This is a genomic window from Stenotrophomonas sp. ISL-67, assembly GCF_018612915.1.
Lineage (GTDB): Bacteria > Pseudomonadota > Gammaproteobacteria > Xanthomonadales > Xanthomonadaceae > Stenotrophomonas.
In genome coordinates this window covers 12,987-30,103 of record NZ_JAGGRL010000009.1, presented here as the reverse complement: position 1 = coordinate 30,103, position 17,117 = coordinate 12,987, and the positions used below count along the sequence as shown (strand labels likewise).

Sequence of the window (17,117 nt, the reverse complement as noted above, 5' to 3'; positions counted from 1 at the left end):
ACCCCGCGCGCGCGCCGACTTGTGTGGATGGCGCATACCGGTTTCAATCGGGGCCTACGCCAAGGAAGGATGCACCCCATGACCTGTCGCACCGGCACCACCCTCGCCCTGCTGTTGTCACTGTGCGTAGCGCCTGTTGCAACGGCGGCCACTGCAGGCAGCGGCGCCACCGTGGACGCCAGCAGCGCGGCACCCACCGCGAACACCGCGTATCTCGTCGAGTTCGGCGCCGCCCTGCAGCAGGCCGACCGTGGCGACAGCCTGGGAGCGTCCATCATCATTGATCGCCTGCTGGCCGATCCACGCCTGGCGAATATCGACGTCGAAAACCGCAGCCATGTCTGGGCCTCTGCCGCGATGGTGGCCGGTGCGCAGAAACAGGGTGCGGTAGTGCTTCAACGCCTGCAACAGGCGCTGGCGGTCAACCCGCGAAATGCCTATGCACGGCTGCGGCTGGCCTGGTCCCAGATGGTCGAACAGCAGCCCGAAGCGGCCGCTGACAGCGTCGTGCGCGCCATTGCCGACAGCGATGGCGCGCCGGACATGTCCCCCCAAATGGTCTGGCAGCTGGACACGCAGTTGAAGCACCAGCCGGCCAAGCGCCTGGCCGTGCTGCAGGGCCTGTTCGATTCGGAGTGGAAGATCGAAGGCATCGAACCTGCCGAGCTGTGGGTGGTGCTGGCCACCCTGCAGGCCGAAGCCGGCCAGGGCGACAAAGTGGCCGCCACGCTGGAACGCATCGATGCCCCCATCCCCCTGGTGCGGCTGCGTGCCGACAAGCGCTTCGATCCTTACCTGCGCCGCGACGACCCGCGCCATGACCCGGTGGCGGCCGCGCGCCGCCATATCGATCAGCTGCGCGTGGACGCCATGCTGGCGCCAGGCTTGAACGAAACCGCCGTGGAATTGAGCAGCGCGCTCATGGTCGCCGGCGAACTGCAGGACGTGGTCGGCATGACCGAGACACTGGCCGTGGCCGCCACCGAGGCCACCGTGGCACCGCCCGGCAAGGGCCGCTACGTTGCCTGGATGCTCGACATCCGCAGCCGCGCATTGCGCCGGCTCGGCAAGCCCGACGACGCGCTGGCTGCCCAGCTGCTGGCCCTGCGCATGACTGACCCACAAGGAGATACGGTCAGCCAGAACCTCAACCTGGCCAGCTTGTACGTAGCGCTGGACCTCCCGCTGAAGGCGCGGGAGATCATGCAGAGCGTGGGCGACGACATGAGCGCCTACGGCGCGAGCACGCAGGCGCTGATCGAGCTCCGCGCTGCCCTGCAGCTCAAGGATGCCGCGGCTGCACAGCGTGCGCGTGAGCGGCTGCTGGCCAACCGTGCGCTCGCGCCGGACCACTATCGCGAGAGCCTGTTGGTTGACCACCGCATGGATGAGGCCGCCGCAAGCCTGCTCGAGCAGCTGGCCGATCCGATGGAGCGCGGCACCGCCCTGTTCGACCTGCAGGGCGTGCTCCGTGCACCGGTGCTGCCCGCTGATGCGGAACTGCATGCAAGCTGGGAGGAACTCAAGCAGCGCGCCGATGTGCAGGCCGCCGTGAACCGCGTGGGTCGCATCGACACCTACCCGCTGTTCGCCAACTGAGCCTCTCCACTTCCGCCTACCGCGCCGGCGTCTCGGCCTTGAACCCCATCGCCTCGCGGTAGCGCATGTACAGCGCGCCCACCTTTTCCACGTAGGCCAGCGTTTCGGCATACGGCGGCACGCCCTTGTAGCGGGTCACCGCGCCGATGCCGGCGTTGTAGGCGGCCGCCGCCAGCGTGCGGTCGCCCTTGTAGCGCGCCAGCAGCGCTTTCAGGTAACGCGCCCCGCCGTTGATCGACTGCTCGGCCGACAACGGGTCGGACACGCCCAGTTCGGTGGCGGTATCGGGCATCAACTGCATCACCCCCTGCGCGCCCTTGGGCGACACCGCACCGGCGTCGAAACCGCTTTCGGCATGGGCAATCGCACGCAGCCAGGCATCGTCCACCCCGGTCGCGCGTGCGGCCGCCTTGAACTGCTTCGCATGCCGGTTGAGCTGCGGTGGGCCGACCTTGCCCAGCCCTTCGTGCGCCGGTTCACCCGGCGGCGTGGCCACGGTGAACTTCAGGAACACCCGCGACCCGGGCAGGTTGCGGGTGGAATACACCCGCTGCCCGTCCTGTTCGCGCTCGTACAACGTGCCGCTGAACACCCCCATGTTGCCCCACAGGTTGGGGGCCTGCACCGCGTTGTCGTCGATCTGCCGCGCCTTGCACGTCGAGCCCGGCTCCGGCGCGGTCGCCAGGCTGACCGTGTTGTTCTGCACGCAGCGGTAGACCGTGCGCGCGCCCGCCGTACCGGGCAGCAGCAGCGGCAGCAGGGCCAGCGCGGCAGGCAACAGGGGCTTCATGGCTCCGGGGCCGCCAAGAGCGATCAGATCGGGGGGGTGGCGCGATCATCCGGCCGGCGGTGCGAACTGCAGGTGAATCCGGCCCCGGGGCTGTTGGAGCGCAGCAGGCGGTTGGACAGACGGCTTCACCTTGCCAATGCGACCTGATACCGACACTGGGGAAATACCGACAGGAATCTACGTGAAGCCCTGTTCCAAACGTCCGTTCCAGATGGTCATATAGGGCTCATTCCACGCCCAGCCGGGCAGAGAGGTCCGCTTGAAGCGCGCCAGCACCATCGCCGCCATTGCGCTTGCCGCGCTGCTTGGGGCCATCCTGCCTGTGGCCGCGCTGGTCTACATCAGCTGGAGCCGCGCCCAAGTGGCCGAAACCGACCGTCTCGAGCGCACCGCCGAACGCACCCTGCAGCGCGCCCACCGTGCCTACGAGGCCGGCCTGCTGGCCCTGCGCAAGCTCAACCAGTCCCAGCTGCCCGGTTGTTCACCCGAACATGTGAAGCTGATGCGCAGCCTGGCGCTGGCCACCATCTCGGCCGAACAGGTCGGCTATTTCGAGGAAGGCCGGCTGCGCTGCACTTCCTGGGGCAAGGTCGAGGACCTGGTGCCCGAGCCTACCCCGGACCACATCACCGCCGACGGTGCCTCCATCACCCTCGGCGTGCGGCCCTTGGCGGGCGATGGCGCGTCGCTGCTGTCGCTGCAGATGGGGCGCCATGACATCCTGGTGGACCCTTCCCGGTTCGTGGACGTCATCGCCGACCCCAACGTGCGGTTGGCGGTGGCAACGCCCGATGGCCGGCTGATCGCCCAGCAGCCCATGGCCGACCCGGAACTGCTGCAGCGCCTGTTGCGCGAACCGCACAACGGGCACACCCCGCGCACGCTGTTCGCCAGCGCGCAGGACCAGGAATGGCTGGCCATCGCCATCGCCCCGCGCGTCAGGCTGGCGGCCGCCTTCCAGCAGCAGTTCTGGCAGCTGGTGCCGCTGGCCGCGGTCGGCGCGATATTGGCCACCGTCGCCGGCATCTGGCTCTCACGCCGTCGCGTGTCGCTGCGCAACGAACTTTCCAGCGCGGTGCGCCGCCGCGAATTCCGCATGGATTACCAGCCCATCATCGAACTGGACACCGGCATCTGCGTAGGTGCCGAGGCACTGGTGCGCTGGTCACGCGCCGACGGCACCCAGGTGCGGCCGGATCTGTTCATACCCGTGGCCGAAGAAACCGGCCTGATCGAAGCACTCACCGACCACGTCATGGACCTGGTGATCAGCGACATGCGCGAGCTGCTCATCCACGACCGCAGCGCGCATATCGCCATCAACCTGTCCGCCGGCGATGTCAGCAGCGGCCGTGCCCTGAAGGTGCTGTCGGGGAAGCTGGTCGGCAGCGGCATCCATCCGCAGCAGATCTGGCTGGAAGCCACCGAGCGTGGCTTCCTCGATATCCAGGGGGCGCGCACCTCGCTTGCCGCCGCGCGGCGTGCCGGGCACTGCGTGGCCATTGATGATTTCGGCGTCGGCTATTCCAGCCTGCAGTACCTGCAGCAGCTGCCGCTGGATGCGTTGAAGATCGACAAATCGTTCATCGACTCCATCGGCACCCACAGCGCCACCAGCCCGGTCACCTCGCACATCATCGACATGGCCAAGACCCTGGGCTTGTTTACCGTGGCCGAGGGCATCGAAACCTCGGCGCAGCTGGCTTACCTGCAGTCGCGGCAGGTGGAATTCGGGCAGGGCTGGCTGTTCTCGCGGCCGCTGCCGGGGCCGGAGTTCATCACCTTCCATGAGCAGCGGCGAACGCAGTACGGCATGGCGCCGGAGGATATGCGTAATCCCAACGGGATCACGGAGTAGAGGGGGTTCATCGGCCGGTTGGAATGCAGCCCTATAATGGATGCGCGGCATCCAGCCGCCCCCGTAATGAGGTGTGCCTGCATGCGCCAGTAATGCCGCCGTCGTTTGACGGCCAGTCTCCTTCCCGCCCTGTTCGCAGGGGGAGTCCTTGGCATTCCTGGAGGTCGCATGACCGCATTCGCCCTCACGCTCGACCGCGTGACATTCACCCTGCCCGATGGCCGGGTGCTCTTCCCTGAGCTTTCCGCTTCGTTCGATACCACCCCCACCGGCCTGGTTGGTAGCAACGGCGTGGGCAAGAGCATGCTCGGCCGCCTGTTGGCCGGCCAACTGCTGCCCAGCAGCGGCCATATCCAGCGGCAGGGCCACGTCCACCTGCTGGCCCAGCACAGCGGCGTGGTGCCCGGCCGCATTGCCGACCTGGCGGGCGTCGCCCCGGTGCTGGATGCGCTGGACCGGATCGAAGCCGGCAGCGTGGACCCTCACGACTTCGCCCTGATCGGCGAGCGCTGGACCCTGCGTGAGCAACTGCAGGCGCAGTGGCGGCAGCTCGGCCTGCCCGATTTGGATCCCGCAGCGCCGGCTTCCCTGCTCAGCGGCGGCCAGGCCATGCAGGTGGCGCTGGCCGGCGCCCTGCTGTCCGACGCCGACGCGCTGGTGCTGGACGAGCCCAGCAACCACCTCGACAGCGCGCATCGAACGCGGCTGATCGATGCGCTGGCGCAATGGCGTGGCGGGCTGATCGTCATCAGCCATGACCGCGCCCTGCTGCGGGAGATGCAGCGCATTGTCGAGCTCACGCCCACGGGGTTGCGCAGTTACGGCGGCAATTACGATCTGTATGCCGAGCAGAAGCAGGCCGAGCGGGCCAATGCCGAAGCCGAGCTGGCCCTGCGCAAGCGCGAGCGGCGGCATGAACAAGCAGCACTGCGCGAACAGCACGAGCGGCAGGAACACCGCCAATCACGCGCGCAGCGCGATGCCCGCAACGCCAACCAGGCGCCTATCCTGCTCGGCGGCATGAAGAACCGCGCAGAGAACAGCGCCGGTCGGCTGCAGGCGCAGCAGCTTGAACGGCGCGCAGAGGCCGACAGCCGGGTGCGCGAGGCGGCGGCGGGCGTCGACGACGTCACCCGGATTGCGATGCTCGGGCCATGCCTGGCCACGCCCGGCCCGCAACAGGTAGCCACGCTTGCCGACGTGCAGCTGCCGTGGGTGGAGGCGCCCTGGCAGGACATCACCCTGCACCTCCAGCGCGGCGACCGCATCGGCGTGCGTGGCCGCAACGGCAGTGGCAAGTCCACCCTGCTGCGGGTGCTGGCCGGTGAAGTGCAGGCACTCAAGGGCGAGGTCAAGCGCGCGGCCACCACCGCCCTGCTCGACCAGACGCTGTCCTCGCTACCCGCGGAGGACTCCGCATTGCAGCTGTTGCAGCGCGCGAACCCACAAGCCAGCGATGCCACGCTGCGCACCCAGTTGGCCCTGCTCGGCCTGGATGCCGAGCGCAGTCTGCGCCCACTGGCTACCTTGAGTGGTGGCGAACGGGTCAAGGCCGCGTTGGCGGCCGTGCTCTACGCGGAAGCACCCCCACAACTGCTGCTGCTCGACGAACCCGGCAACCACCTGGACCTGGCCTCGCTTGCCGCCTTGTTGCAGATGCTCAACCAGTATCGCGGCAGCGTGGTGATCGTCTCGCACGACCAGGCGCTGCTGGATGCAGTGCAGCTGACCCATCTGCTGGATGCCACCGCGAAGGGCTGGGAGTTGCAGCGGCTGTGATTGCGTGGGGCCGCTGCTACGTGGGACACGCATGGCGTGTCCCACGTAGCACCTGACCGGCAAGCGAGCGTTGATTGGGGTGAGAACTGCAGTCAGGACGACGAAAGATTGGAAGCGGACTTGAATGTTACTATATAACACCACCCGTTCCAGACCCCTCCCCCATGAAGACCTCCAACGCCCTGCTCGACGCCGGCGCCATCGCCCTTTCCAGCCTGTGCCTGCTGCACTGTCTGGCCTTGCCGCTGCTCGCTGCCGCCCTGCCGCTGATGGGGGTATGGGCCGAAGCGGAGTGGGTGCACATCGTGTTCGTGGCCATCGCCGCCCCGACTACCGGCTTCGCGCTTTGGCGCGCCCATCGCCAGCAGCCGCTGCCGGCCTTCGCCGGCATGACGGCAGCGGTAGGCCTCCTGCTGCTGTTGGCAGGTGCCGCCGGTTGGCCAAGCCACGACGCCGAAACCCCCATGACGGTAGCCGGCAGCCTGCTCCTGGCCAGCACCCACATCTGGAACGCCTGGCGCCGCCATCGTCATTGAGATTGGGTGCGCCGCCGCCCTACACCGTAGATCCACGCCCTGCGTGGATGGTGTTTCAGGTGCACGCGCGCCGGACGCAGGGCAGCCAGGCATACATCCCTGTCCAGTGCCTATGCGGTTACACCCGGACGCGTGGCGACGCGTTGATCGAAACGGCGCCTGTTGGTCATCTGGCGCGGCCTGGCTCTACTGGCCGTAGGCGCGTAGCAGCTTCACCAGCACCTGGGCTTCGGCGGCCCGTTCGGCCGGATCTTCCGGCGATACCACGTGCGCCTGCAGGTGGTCGTCCAGCAGCGCCATCAGCAGGGCATGCGCGGCACCGCGCACCGCCGAGGCCTGCATCAGTACGTCGGTGCAGTCGGCATCGTCGGACTGCAGCGAGGTTTCCAGGGCAGACACCTGCCCGGCCATGCGCCGGACCCGGGCCAGAAGGGCCTTACGTTGTTGTTGAACATGCGCCATGGGGTCAAAGCATATACCCTATGGGGGTATATTCCAATCATAGCCCCGCCCCATGAGCCTTACTGCCACCGCAGACGCCCGCCGCCACAGCCATCGTTTCGACGACGGCAACCCGCTGGCCGAACGCCGCACCCGCCAGGCTCTCTACCTCACCACCGTGATGATGGTGGTCGAGATCTTCGGGGGCTGGTGGTTCAACTCCATGGCCGTGCTGGCCGACGGCTGGCACATGAGCTCGCATGCGCTCGCCCTGGGCATGGCGGCGTTCGCCTACGCATGTGCGCGGCGCTACGCGCACGATGGCCGCTTCGCCTTCGGCACCTGGAAGATCGAGATCCTCGGTGGCTACACCAGCGCCATCGCGCTGCTGGGCGTGGCGCTGTTGATGGCCGTGCAATCCACGGAACGCCTGTTCTCGCCCAGCAGCATCCACTACAACCAGGCCATCGCCATTGCGGTGGTCGGGTTGGTGGTCAACCTGATCTGCGCGTGGTGGCTGCATGACAGTGACGGACATGGTCATGGTCATGGTCATGGTCATGGTCATGGTCATGGTCATGGTCATGGTCATAGGCACAACCACGAGCACCACCATCATGACCATGGGCACGGGCGACACGAACACGGCGCAGGCCACCACGCGCATGGCCAGGATCTCAATCTGCGCTCGGCCTATCTGCATGTCATCGCCGACGCTGCCACCTCGGTGCTGGCCATCGTGGCGTTGATCGGCGGCAAGCTTTGGGGTGCGGCATGGCTCGACCCGCTGATGGGGTTGGTGGGCGCGGTACTGGTAACGGTCTGGGCGATCGGCCTGCTGCGCGACACCGGTCGCATCCTTCTGGATGCGCAGATGGATGCCCCGGTAGTGGCTGAAGTGCGCGAAGTGATCGAGGAAGGCCCGTGGGCGGCGAAGCTGTCCGATCTGCATGTCTGGCAGGTCGGCCGCGGCAAGTACGCGGTGGTGGCCAGCGTGGTGACCGAAGGCGACCTGTCAGCGGATGTGTTCCGTGATGCACTGGCCGTGCATCAGGAATTGGTGCACGTCACTGTGGAAGTGAATCAAGCGCACACAGGGTAGATCCAGCCCTGCGTGGATGGTGTTTCAGGTGCGCGTGCGCCGGACGTAGGCAGCCAGGCAAACGCCATCCCCCTGTCCAATGCGGTCAGCCCCGGGCGCGTGGCGACGCCTTGATCCAAACGGCGCCCATTGGTCACGCGGCGCGGCCTGGCTCTACGGGTTTGCGCCCCTTCAAAGGCGCAGCATCATCCCCACCAGGAACAACCCCAACGGCAGCGCGGTGATGATGGCGCCGGCAATGCCCACCCACGGCCAGCGTTCGCGGCGTACGCGTGAGCCAATGGTCAGCAGCAGCCCCAGCACTGACGAGGCCAGTACGCCCACCGCCACCCCGGCGCTTCCGACCAGCAGCCGCCCCGTCTCGGGTGATGCCTGCGCCACTGCATAAGCCGCCGCCAGGATCGCTGGCGACACAAGCCAACTGGCGGCGCCAAGCAGCGGCCAGCGCTGGCCGGCGGCGGCGGAATCTACACGGGTATGCAGCGGCTGGGAAGTAGGTTGCGACATGTACATGCTCCGTAGGTCTCCCCAACCGTACACCCAACGCAGCGCGTACACACCGCCTGCGCAGGCCAAGGCTCACGATGTGCCCCAAGACCTGTCCCTGGGGGGATCCGCCATGCGCACACTGCCATTCCTGCTTCTGCTACCCAGCCTGTTGCTGCTCTCAGCCTGCCGCGACCGCGACAACGCCGCTGGGGTGTTCTCCTCCGATCCGCTGCTGGGTTGCTTCGCCACCCACCCGCGCAAGCCGGCCGAGTTCCGCATCGAGCAACAGCAGGGCCAGTACTTCGTCTCCTTCAACCGCGACGAGCAATGGCAGCGCGACACCACGCCGCTGCAGCTCTCCTCGCGCGCCGATATCGCCCGTTTCTTCAACGATGATGCCGACCAGATCGACAAGGCCCTGGTGCGCCCCACGGGCGGCTTCGGCATCTTCCACTTCAATCCCGGCGCCACCCTCAAGGGGAAGGACAAGGACAGCGACTACATGGCGCTGGTCCTTATCGGTGCCGGCCCGGTGTTTCAGGTCACCTGTCCCTGAGCGCCACACCCAGGGCACAGCCCTGCGGCGAACCGCGGATATGCAGCTGCCGCCGGGGCTTCCTCGTCGGTGCGGATCCCCGCCGCACCAAACCCCGGTGTGGGCACTGCAGGTAGCGGCGGACCTGCCGCCGCGCTCCCTCTCCCCTGTACGGACGGCCCGCGCACGCAGTGGAGCTTGCCTGCACCGGCACGACCGCCCATTGCCACGTACGGCCCCGCTGCACCGCCCCCCCCGTCAGCAGCGCCCGGCGGCGCCCACGTGGTTCACCAGCCGCCTGCCGCAGCGACCTGCGCACAGGTCGCGCCAGCCATCCGATTCGCCTCCCCATCATCCAGCGCACGCCGCGCGGCGCGGCCCGCCCGTACTTCAGCATGGCCCACCCTCCCTGACGCAGCGGCGGTGGATGGAGCTGTAGGGCCATTCGGAGGCCTCACGCACCAACCCGTGCTGTACCGGGTAGTCGTGCACGTAGGCGATGTGGCGCTGCACATCGTTGGCATCCACCAAGCGGTGCTCGCGGAAATCGTCATGCCACAGCGGCCGCACGCAGCGGTCCCGGCGCACCATCGCGCGCGGTGGATGGCCAGGCAGCTGGCGGTCGAACACCGCCTGTATCTGCCGCCAACGCCGGTCGCCGTCCTCGTCGCCAATCGGCAGCGTCCACACGCCATGCAGATGGTCAGGCAGTACCACGATCGCGTTGATCCGGAACGGGCGAACCTGCTGCGCTATCCGGAAGGCCAGCCGCAGCACCTGCGTGTGCTCCACCAGCAGGCGGCTGCGGCGGTCGCGAAGATGCGCGCTGAAGAAGTACGCGCTTCCGGGTTGCCAGGAGGGGTTGTCGGTGACCATGCGCGCAGTGTGCAAATCTGCGCGGATGCGAACGATCAGCTCAGTGCGTGCAGCTGCGTCGGGGTGACACCCGACAGAACGTCAGGTTTGAGTACCTTCAAGGCGCAGCGCGCGCGTCACCGTGTTCCCGCATACATTCCAGCTCAGCCACGTCAGCCACGTTCGTCGCCAGACGCCTGTCGGTGTCCTCAGCCAACCGCTGGGCGGCCTGCGAGGTGGTCGGCAGCAGCCGGCGCAGCGCGTCACTGACGGGCAACGACCAGCTGTACGGGCCGGCATCCCGGGTGCCTGGCGGGGGCAGGTCGCCCAGCGTCCACGGCAGCATGAACAGCCGCTGCGAACGCGACGAGATCACCCGGTCCGGCGCGTTGCGGAAGGAGATCACCACGCGCATCACGGGGTAGTCGTCGGTCCAGAACGTTTTCTGGTAATACGCGTCCAACTGTGTGCGCAGGGCAGCGCCACTCAGATGGGCAAACATGCGGTTGCGGATGTCTTCTTTGCTGCAGCCGGGCACGTCATCGCGTGCGACGATCACTGCGTTCTCCATCATCCGCGCCGGTGGCACCCGGCGTGCCACTACCTGCACCGCCCGCTCGCGCGGCCACGGTGGTGCCGACAATGCCCACACCAGTTCGCCTACCCGCTGTGCCGGCACTGTGGCCCGCGTGGTTTCCACGCCATCCGCCGTTTCCGCCATCGAGGTGCGGGTAAACGCGCGTTGGCCTCCGCTGCGCTGCAGCCGGTGCACCTCGTCTGCATGGCTCCAGCCGCTGTACTGGTACTGGATCTCCACCGAGCGCACGTTGTCTATCGCGGCCGGTGGCGGCCCGCTGCCAGGCACGGCACACGCCCCCAGCAGCACGGCGGGCATGCACCCCAGGAAGCGCAGAACGACGCGGTGGAAGATGGACATGCTGTCATTCTAGACCCGTCCACAGGCGACGCGCTGCACAGTATTGGATGTTTCCATCGTCCGATTTCCAGAGCTGCGATGCAGTGCACGGTGATCGTCGGATCGACTCGACCAGAGTGGCCCCACCTTGGCCCACCGCGCAGCCCCCCATGTTCTCAGTGCTTCTAGTCCTGCTTGCCACTACTCCTTCCGAGCCGTTCCCACCCGGCTACCACGACTGCCCCGGTTTCTCCGACGACGGCACCCACGTCATCATCCGTACCGCCCTGTGGGACGACTTCAACGGCGGCAAGGCAGCCGTGGAGCAGGTCCTCATCCCCAACGAAGACGGCTCATTCACCTACCAGTACGCGCGCCAGTCCCGCGCCACCCGGATGTACCACGCCACTTACTGCTGGTTCCACCAGATGTACCCGCCAGATGGCGACTCGACCACCAGCGGTCCGGGCACCTACGGCGGCTGGAGCTGCAGCCGCAGCACGGAACATCCACCGGAGCCCCCTGCGTGAACCAGCCCAGCGCCCATCTCGGTTACGATGCCCACCCCTTCCTGCCCGTCGGCCGGCTGCCCTGCAGCGCGGTCTGCCCTGATCCCGTGCCCCATTACACCGGCCCCCTGCTCACCCGCCCCCTTGCCGAAGCCCTGGTCCGCGCCCGCGACAGCGGTGCCACCGAATGGACCGGCTCGCTCGACCTGGCGCGCTCCACCGGCACCGCCACGTTGGGCGCGGAGAGCTGGCAGTGGAAGGGCGAAACCTACCCCTACCCGGGCAAGACCAAGGACCGCACCCTGTACTACTGGGATGGCGAGGAGTTCCTGGCGGTATCCCGGTTCGGCACAGCGCTGATCAAATTGGTGCCCACCGAGTGGGACGCGCCCACCTTCGAGATCGACGGCATCAAGATGCTGCCCAGCGCGCAGGTGTCGCCCTACGAGGATGCGCGCCGCAAGGTGGCGCTGGTGGCCCCGGCCGGCAAGACCGTGCTCGATACCTGCGGCGGGCTGGGCTACTTCGCCGCCTGCTGCCTGGAAGCCGGCGTTGCCCGCATCCAGTCGTTCGAAAAGAATCCCGATGTGCTGTGGCTGCGCACCCTCAACCCGTGGTCGCCCGATCCTGACGCGCCGAGCAGCGGCGGCCGGCTCTCGCTCACCCGTGGCGATGTTTCGCAGGCGATTGAAACGCTGGAGAGCAGTTCAGTGGACGCCATCCTGCACGACCCGCCGCGCTTCGGCATTGCCGGTGAACTGTATTCGCAGGTGTTCTACGACCAACTGTCCCGCGTCATCCGCAAGGGCGGGCGCATGTTCCATTACACCGGCGCGCCCAACAAGCTCACCAGCGGCCGTGACGTGCCGCGTGAAGTGGCCAAGCGCTTGGAGAAGGCTGGCTTCAAGGCCGAGCTGGCGTTGGATGGGGTTTTGGCGGTCAAGCACTGACACGCGCCAACCGCCCGCCCAGATGAACTCGCCATCCGGAATGGCCGCGTGCGTTCGCCAATTACTAATTAACTAGTTGACACGTGGATCCGACCGGGAGCAGGATGGAGGTCATCAACTAATAAAGCAGTAGACGCCGACCATGGCCCGCCCACCTTCCCCCACGCTCACCGATTCCGAGCGCCGCATCCTCGAAGTGCTGTGGAAGAAGAAGGAAGCGTCCGTGCGCGAGGTGGCCGATGAGCTGTCAAAGAAAAAGCCAGTGGCCTACACCACCGTGCTCACCATGTTCAAAGTGCTGGGCAAGAAGGGCCTCGTGCACCATCGCACCGAGGGCCGTGCCTTCATCTACAGCGCCGCCATCAGCCGCAGCGAAGCGCGCAGGCAGGCGCTGGAGAACCTGCTCAGATCGTTCTTCAACGATTCGCCCAGCGTGCTTGCCCAGCACCTGATCGAAGAACACGACATGGACGTCGACGAACTGCAGGCGCTGCAGAAGCGCGTGGACGACGCCGCCAAACCGGGGAAGCCGAAATGACCGTGCACTGGACCCAAGCCCTCGCCACCTTCGCCCTGCAGCACCTCTGGCACAGCGCCCTGCTGTTCGCCCTGGTTACCCTGGTGGTCACCCGCAGCCGCCTGAGCGCCGAAGCCCGCTCCTGGCTCCTCTGCGCCGCCTTCGCAATAGCGGCGATCTCGCCGCTGCTGGTGCTGCTGCCTCCGGCACGTTCGGCGCCTGCGGCGACCGTTGCGGCTGATATGGTCGATGCGTCTGCGGTAGCGCCGACCGTTGGTCGGCCGATGGAAACCAAACCGCATTCGGCCCCCTCTACCACGTCGGCCCTCCTGAACGCAGCCGCCCTGCTCTGGCTCCTCGGCACCACCTACGCCCTGCTGCAACTACTGCGCGGCATCGCCTCCACCACCACCCTGCACCGCACCTCCCGCCGCGCCCCCCACCTCAACGCTCTGCTCGGCCGCGACCTCCCCTACAACACCACCGTTGCCCTCTCCGACACCGCCTCGGGCCCCATGGTCGTAGGCCTGTTCTCCCCCCGCATCCTCATTCCAACCCACCTCGCCGGCACCCTGGCTCCTACCGCCCTGCGCGACCTGCTCCTTCACGAAGCCGCCCACATCCGCCGCAACGACCTGTGGGTAGCTGCCGCGCAGCGCGCGTTGCTCGCCGTGTACTGGTGGAACCCGTTCCTGCACCTGCTCGGCAAGCGCCTGGACCTGGCCCGCGAAATCGCCTGTGACACCCGCGCCGCCGCGCAGGGTGGCAGCGGCCGCACCTACGCCGATTCCCTGCTCAACGGCATCAACAGCCTGCTCACCACCAAGCGCGGCAACGCGCCGCTCGCCGTGGCCATGTCCGGCAGCCGCAGCGGCCTGTCCCAGCGCATCGACAACCTGCTGCGCCTGGATACCGCCCACACCGCCTGGGCCACCCGCCTCCTGTGGAGCGCGCTCTGCGTGTTCGCCCTCGCCGCGCACATCAGCGTCACCGTAGCCGCCACCCCACGTCTCGGCACCGCCCCGGTGCGGATCATGGATGACGAACCCGAACGCGACGTGTCACCGCAGGCCACCCGCCTGATCAACGCCGCAGCGGAAGGTGATGTCGCCCAGGTGCAGCAGTTGATCAACGCAGGCGTATCCGTCGACACCAACATACGCGGCGATGGCACGGCCCTGATCAGCGCCGCACGCAACGGCCAGCTCGGCACCGTCGATGCCCTGATCGCGCTTGGCGCCCAACCCGACCTGCAGGCCATTGGCGACGGCAACCCGCTAATCGCCGCTGCCCGCCGAGGCCACCTGCCGGTGGTGGAACGCCTCGTCGCCGCCGGTGCAGACGTCAACCGCATCGTGCCCTTCGATGAAACCCCGCTGATCAACGCCGCCCGCTCCGGCGACGTCAACACCGTGGCCTTCCTCATCGACCACGGCGCCGACGTCAACCTGGGCGTAGCGGCCGATGCCGGCCAGTGGCGCTCCCCGTTCAACCAGGCACACAACCCGCGCGTACGCGATTACCTCGTGCAGCGCGGCGCCATCAACACCCGCCGCTAAGCCGCGCCCACCCGCGACACCCATCCGGAGGCCGTCCACGGTCAGCCACGGCCCGCTGTTGTCCGCAATTCCCCGCTGCCAGCGGCGTGCACCCGCACGCCTCCGCTTCGCGCTGCCCAACCCCGAAGAGGCCCCGCATGGATTACGCCCCCACCTCCCACGCCACTGCCGTTCCCCCGCGCAACCGCGCACCCTCGCCGCTGCTGGGTCGCACCCTGTGCACCGCGATGGCGCTGCTGTTCGCCGCACCGGCCTTCGCCGCCGATCGCAAGGACCCTGCGATCGAGGCCGTACTCAACAACGGCCTGCGCCCCACGGTACTGCAACCCAACGCCGCACTACCGCACTGGTCGCTGCAGGCACGCATGGCCCAACACCACGTACCCGGCGTGGCCATCGCCGTGCTGCGTGATGGCAAGCTGGTGCACAGCACCGGCTACGGCACCCGCGAAACCGGCACCACTCGCGCGGTCAATTCGGACACCCTGTTCTCGGTAGGCTCGGTAAGCAAAGTCGTCACCGCCGCCACCACATTGCGGTTGGCCGCCGACGGCAAGCTCGCCCTCGACCAGGACATCGCCGCCTATCTGCGCAGCTGGAAGGTACCCGCCACCGAAGCGGTGCCCGCCCCGCAGCTCACTCTGCGCATGTTGATGTCGCACACCAGCGGGCTCGGCGTGCATGGCTTCGCCGACTACCTGCCCAGCGAACCGCTGCCCACCCTGCTGCAGACTCTCGATGGCATCGCCCCGGCCAAGAACAAACCCGTGCGCCTTGTCCACGCTCCTGGCAAGCGCGGCGACTACTCCGGTGGCGGCGTGATGGTCGAGCAGCTGGTTCTGGAGGACGTCACCGGTCAGCCGCTCGACGCCATCGCCCGCGCGCAGGTGTTCGCGCCACTGGGCATGCAGCGCAGCCGCTACAGCGACCCGCAGCCGGGCACCGACAACATTGCCAAGGCCCACGATAGCGACGGCGCACTCACCGCCTTGCCGCGTGGCTGGCAGTCGTTCCCCGAACAGGGCGCTTCCGGCCTGTGGACCAGCACCAATGACCTGGCCGCGTTCGTGGCCGCGCTCACCGCAAGTTATCGCGGCGAGGGCAGCTTCCTGCCGCGCGAGATCATCGTCGACATGATGACCGAGGTCTCGCCCAGCTGGCACGGCCTCGGCCCGCGCCTGGACGGTGCCGGGCAGACCCGCATCTTCCACCACGGCGGTTCCAACGACAGCTACCGCGCCTGGATCGAAGGCTACCTGGAGACCGGCGATGGGCTTGTCATCCTCACCAACGGCGAGAACGGCGCCGAGCTGGTGGCCGAGATCCGCAACGCGCTCAGCGATGCCATCGGGCGCGGCGTGAACCCCGCAGTGCACACCGTGGCGTTGGATCTGCGCGATGCCCGCTACGCCGACTATGCGGGCGTGTTCGAGCGCGACGACGCCATCCCCATGGACCAGCGCCGCGCCCTTGCCGACTTCTTCGACATCCCCGCGCTGCAGGTCAAGGTGACCAACGGCGAAGTACGGGTGGGCGTGGCCGGCATCCCGCGCGACGGCCAGGTGCTGCCGCTCAGCCCGAACCGGTTCGTGTCACCGGATATCGATGGCCTGCAGATCGACTTTCATCGGGACGCACATGGACAGGTGAATGCGCTGAGCGTGGTGCATGGTGAAGGGCGGGCGCGGTACGTGCGGAAGCGGACGTAAGGGGCGGGCAATCACCCCATTCGCCGAACGGCAGCCTCACGTTCCTGCGATTGCGCCTGTTCGGCCTGGGCCGCCAGCTGCTGGGTCTGCTGGTTGGCACTGGCGAGCTGTTCGCCACGTTCCAGCGATGCTTCAACCGGGGCCTGCGCCGCAATCGCGGTAGGCATGGATGCACGCAGATGCCCGGGATCGTCGCGCTCACCCTGCACGACGAAGATGTTTTCCGCCGCCGCAGAGTGCGAGGTGCGCTCACTGAGCATTACGTGGTCCACGCGCGATAGGCCATTCTCTTTGGCGAGCACATACAGGCTTGCGCTGACGCGCTCACTGGCTGGGTCGAAGGTTCGGCCATTGGCGGCGTCCAGTTCCGCCACCTTGTCGCGGATCTGGGAGAGCATGGGATCGCCCCTGACGCCTTCGTAGGAATCATTCTCGGAGATCAGTCGCTGCAGCAGCGACCGCTTCGGCAGGTCATTGTTGATTTCGGTGTTCAGCTTACTGCCCGGAACGGGATCCGGAATGCTCTCGATTTCACGCTTGTTATCGAGCGGTTTGACCGCCCCCTCGAAACCCTGGTCCTGCCCTGACTTTGTTTGACGGTGAAGGCCTACGTGATTGAGTGCGCCCCAGGTAAAATCGATGCAGCTGTTGGATAGCCCGCCGTACTCCATGCTGAAACCATGCTTGGACGGGTCCTTACCGTACTCAACGATACGATCGAACTGTTCCTTGCTGATCTCCATCGTCCGGGCGTAATAAGGATTCTCGTAATCTCGGCTGTCGCGGTTGGTGATCGCACCAGGACCGCTGGTCGCGCCATGCTTGATCGGTGCGAAGCCACAACTGCGTGACCACTCGCCGTGCTCAACCGACAGATACATGTGGCCTGCAGCCGATGTTCCTCCTCCGGCCAGTGGCGTCCCGGGGGCGGCAACGTATACGGTAACGGTATAAGGTGCGTCCTTGCTCATGG

General features: G+C 67.2%; 17 protein-coding genes. 11 read left to right on the top strand and 6 right to left on the bottom strand.

What is annotated here, in order from left to right:
• Window positions 1-78: 78 nt before the first annotated feature.
• Window positions 79-1,599 carry a hypothetical protein gene (locus J7J08_RS10460; protein WP_214904944.1) on the top strand — a complete coding sequence of 507 codons (1,521 nt, stop codon included), beginning with the start codon at window positions 79-81 and terminating at the stop codon, window positions 1,597-1,599.
• Window positions 1,600-1,615: 16 nt separating this feature from the next.
• Here J7J08_RS10460 and J7J08_RS10455 read toward each other — a convergent pair whose 3' ends face one another.
• Complete coding sequence (locus tag J7J08_RS10455; RefSeq protein ID WP_214904942.1) at window positions 1,616-2,389, bottom strand: lytic transglycosylase domain-containing protein; 774 nt, start codon at window positions 2,387-2,389, stop codon at window positions 1,616-1,618.
• Window positions 2,390-2,648: 259 nt separating this feature from the next.
• Between J7J08_RS10455 and J7J08_RS10450 the strand changes: the two genes are divergently transcribed.
• The 3 genes from J7J08_RS10450 to J7J08_RS10440 all read left to right on the top strand — a co-directional run bounded on the left by J7J08_RS10450 (window position 2,649) and on the right by J7J08_RS10440 (window position 6,562).
• Window positions 2,649-4,247 carry an EAL domain-containing protein gene (locus J7J08_RS10450; protein ID WP_214904939.1) on the top strand — a complete coding sequence of 533 codons (1,599 nt, stop codon included), beginning with the start codon at window positions 2,649-2,651 and terminating at the stop codon, window positions 4,245-4,247.
• Window positions 4,248-4,415: 168 nt separating this feature from the next.
• Complete coding sequence (locus J7J08_RS10445) at window positions 4,416-6,026, top strand: ATP-binding cassette domain-containing protein (protein ID WP_214904936.1); 1,611 nt, start codon at window positions 4,416-4,418, stop codon at window positions 6,024-6,026.
• Between the two features lie 164 nt (window positions 6,027-6,190).
• Window positions 6,191-6,562: a MerC domain-containing protein gene (locus J7J08_RS10440; protein WP_214904933.1), complete on the top strand. Its 372-nt coding sequence runs from the start codon at window positions 6,191-6,193 to the stop codon at window positions 6,560-6,562.
• A gap of 186 nt (window positions 6,563-6,748) precedes the next feature.
• Here J7J08_RS10440 and J7J08_RS10435 read toward each other — a convergent pair whose 3' ends face one another.
• Window positions 6,749-7,024 carry a metal-sensing transcriptional repressor gene (locus J7J08_RS10435; protein ID WP_214904930.1) on the bottom strand — a complete coding sequence of 92 codons (276 nt, stop codon included), beginning with the start codon at window positions 7,022-7,024 and terminating at the stop codon, window positions 6,749-6,751.
• 52 nt (window positions 7,025-7,076) lie between these two features.
• Here J7J08_RS10435 and dmeF point away from each other — a divergent pair, with 52 nt between their 5' ends.
• On the top strand, window positions 7,077-8,105 hold the full coding sequence (dmeF, locus tag J7J08_RS10430) for a CDF family Co(II)/Ni(II) efflux transporter DmeF (protein ID WP_214904928.1): 1,029 nt from the start codon (window positions 7,077-7,079) through the stop codon (window positions 8,103-8,105).
• A gap of 171 nt (window positions 8,106-8,276) precedes the next feature.
• Here the strand turns inward: dmeF and J7J08_RS13395 are convergent, their stop codons facing one another.
• The gene (locus J7J08_RS13395; RefSeq protein ID WP_251006569.1) at window positions 8,277-8,612 is read right to left on the bottom strand and encodes a hypothetical protein; all 336 of its coding nucleotides are present in this window, start codon (window positions 8,610-8,612) and stop codon (window positions 8,277-8,279) included.
• A gap of 112 nt (window positions 8,613-8,724) precedes the next feature.
• Here J7J08_RS13395 and J7J08_RS10420 point away from each other — a divergent pair, with 112 nt between their 5' ends.
• Complete coding sequence (locus J7J08_RS10420; protein WP_214904926.1) at window positions 8,725-9,150, top strand: hypothetical protein; 426 nt, start codon at window positions 8,725-8,727, stop codon at window positions 9,148-9,150.
• A gap of 369 nt (window positions 9,151-9,519) precedes the next feature.
• Here the strand turns inward: J7J08_RS10420 and J7J08_RS10415 are convergent, their stop codons facing one another.
• A complete protein-coding gene (locus J7J08_RS10415) occupies window positions 9,520-10,005 on the bottom strand; it encodes a transposase (protein ID WP_214904924.1) in 486 nt (161 codons plus the stop codon).
• 97 nt (window positions 10,006-10,102) lie between these two features.
• Window positions 10,103-10,921 carry a hypothetical protein gene (locus tag J7J08_RS10410; RefSeq protein ID WP_214904922.1) on the bottom strand — a complete coding sequence of 273 codons (819 nt, stop codon included), beginning with the start codon at window positions 10,919-10,921 and terminating at the stop codon, window positions 10,103-10,105.
• 149 nt (window positions 10,922-11,070) lie between these two features.
• Here J7J08_RS10410 and J7J08_RS10405 point away from each other — a divergent pair, with 149 nt between their 5' ends.
• The 5 genes from J7J08_RS10405 (at window position 11,071) to J7J08_RS10385 (ending at window position 16,144) form a co-directional block, all read left to right on the top strand.
• Window positions 11,071-11,430, top strand: a complete 360-nt coding sequence (locus J7J08_RS10405; RefSeq protein WP_214904920.1) for a hypothetical protein — start codon at window positions 11,071-11,073, stop codon at window positions 11,428-11,430.
• Between the two features lie 86 nt (window positions 11,431-11,516).
• On the top strand, window positions 11,517-12,359 hold the full coding sequence (locus J7J08_RS10400; protein ID WP_214905398.1) for an MnmC family methyltransferase: 843 nt from the start codon (window positions 11,517-11,519) through the stop codon (window positions 12,357-12,359).
• A 142-nt stretch (window positions 12,360-12,501) separates the two neighbouring features.
• Window positions 12,502-12,897, top strand: coding sequence for a BlaI/MecI/CopY family transcriptional regulator (locus J7J08_RS10395; RefSeq protein WP_214904917.1), 396 nt, complete (start codon window positions 12,502-12,504; stop codon window positions 12,895-12,897).
• Window positions 12,894-14,435 carry a M56 family metallopeptidase gene (locus tag J7J08_RS10390; protein WP_214904914.1) on the top strand — a complete coding sequence of 514 codons (1,542 nt, stop codon included), beginning with the start codon at window positions 12,894-12,896 and terminating at the stop codon, window positions 14,433-14,435. The genes J7J08_RS10395 and J7J08_RS10390 overlap by 4 nt, the downstream gene beginning before the upstream one ends.
• A gap of 137 nt (window positions 14,436-14,572) precedes the next feature.
• Complete coding sequence (locus tag J7J08_RS10385) at window positions 14,573-16,144, top strand: serine hydrolase domain-containing protein (protein WP_214904911.1); 1,572 nt, start codon at window positions 14,573-14,575, stop codon at window positions 16,142-16,144.
• 11 nt (window positions 16,145-16,155) lie between these two features.
• Here the strand turns inward: J7J08_RS10385 and J7J08_RS10380 are convergent, their stop codons facing one another.
• On the bottom strand, window positions 16,156-17,115 hold the full coding sequence (locus J7J08_RS10380; RefSeq protein WP_214904908.1) for an XVIPCD domain-containing protein: 960 nt from the start codon (window positions 17,113-17,115) through the stop codon (window positions 16,156-16,158).
• Between the last annotated feature and the right edge of the window lie 2 nt (window positions 17,116-17,117).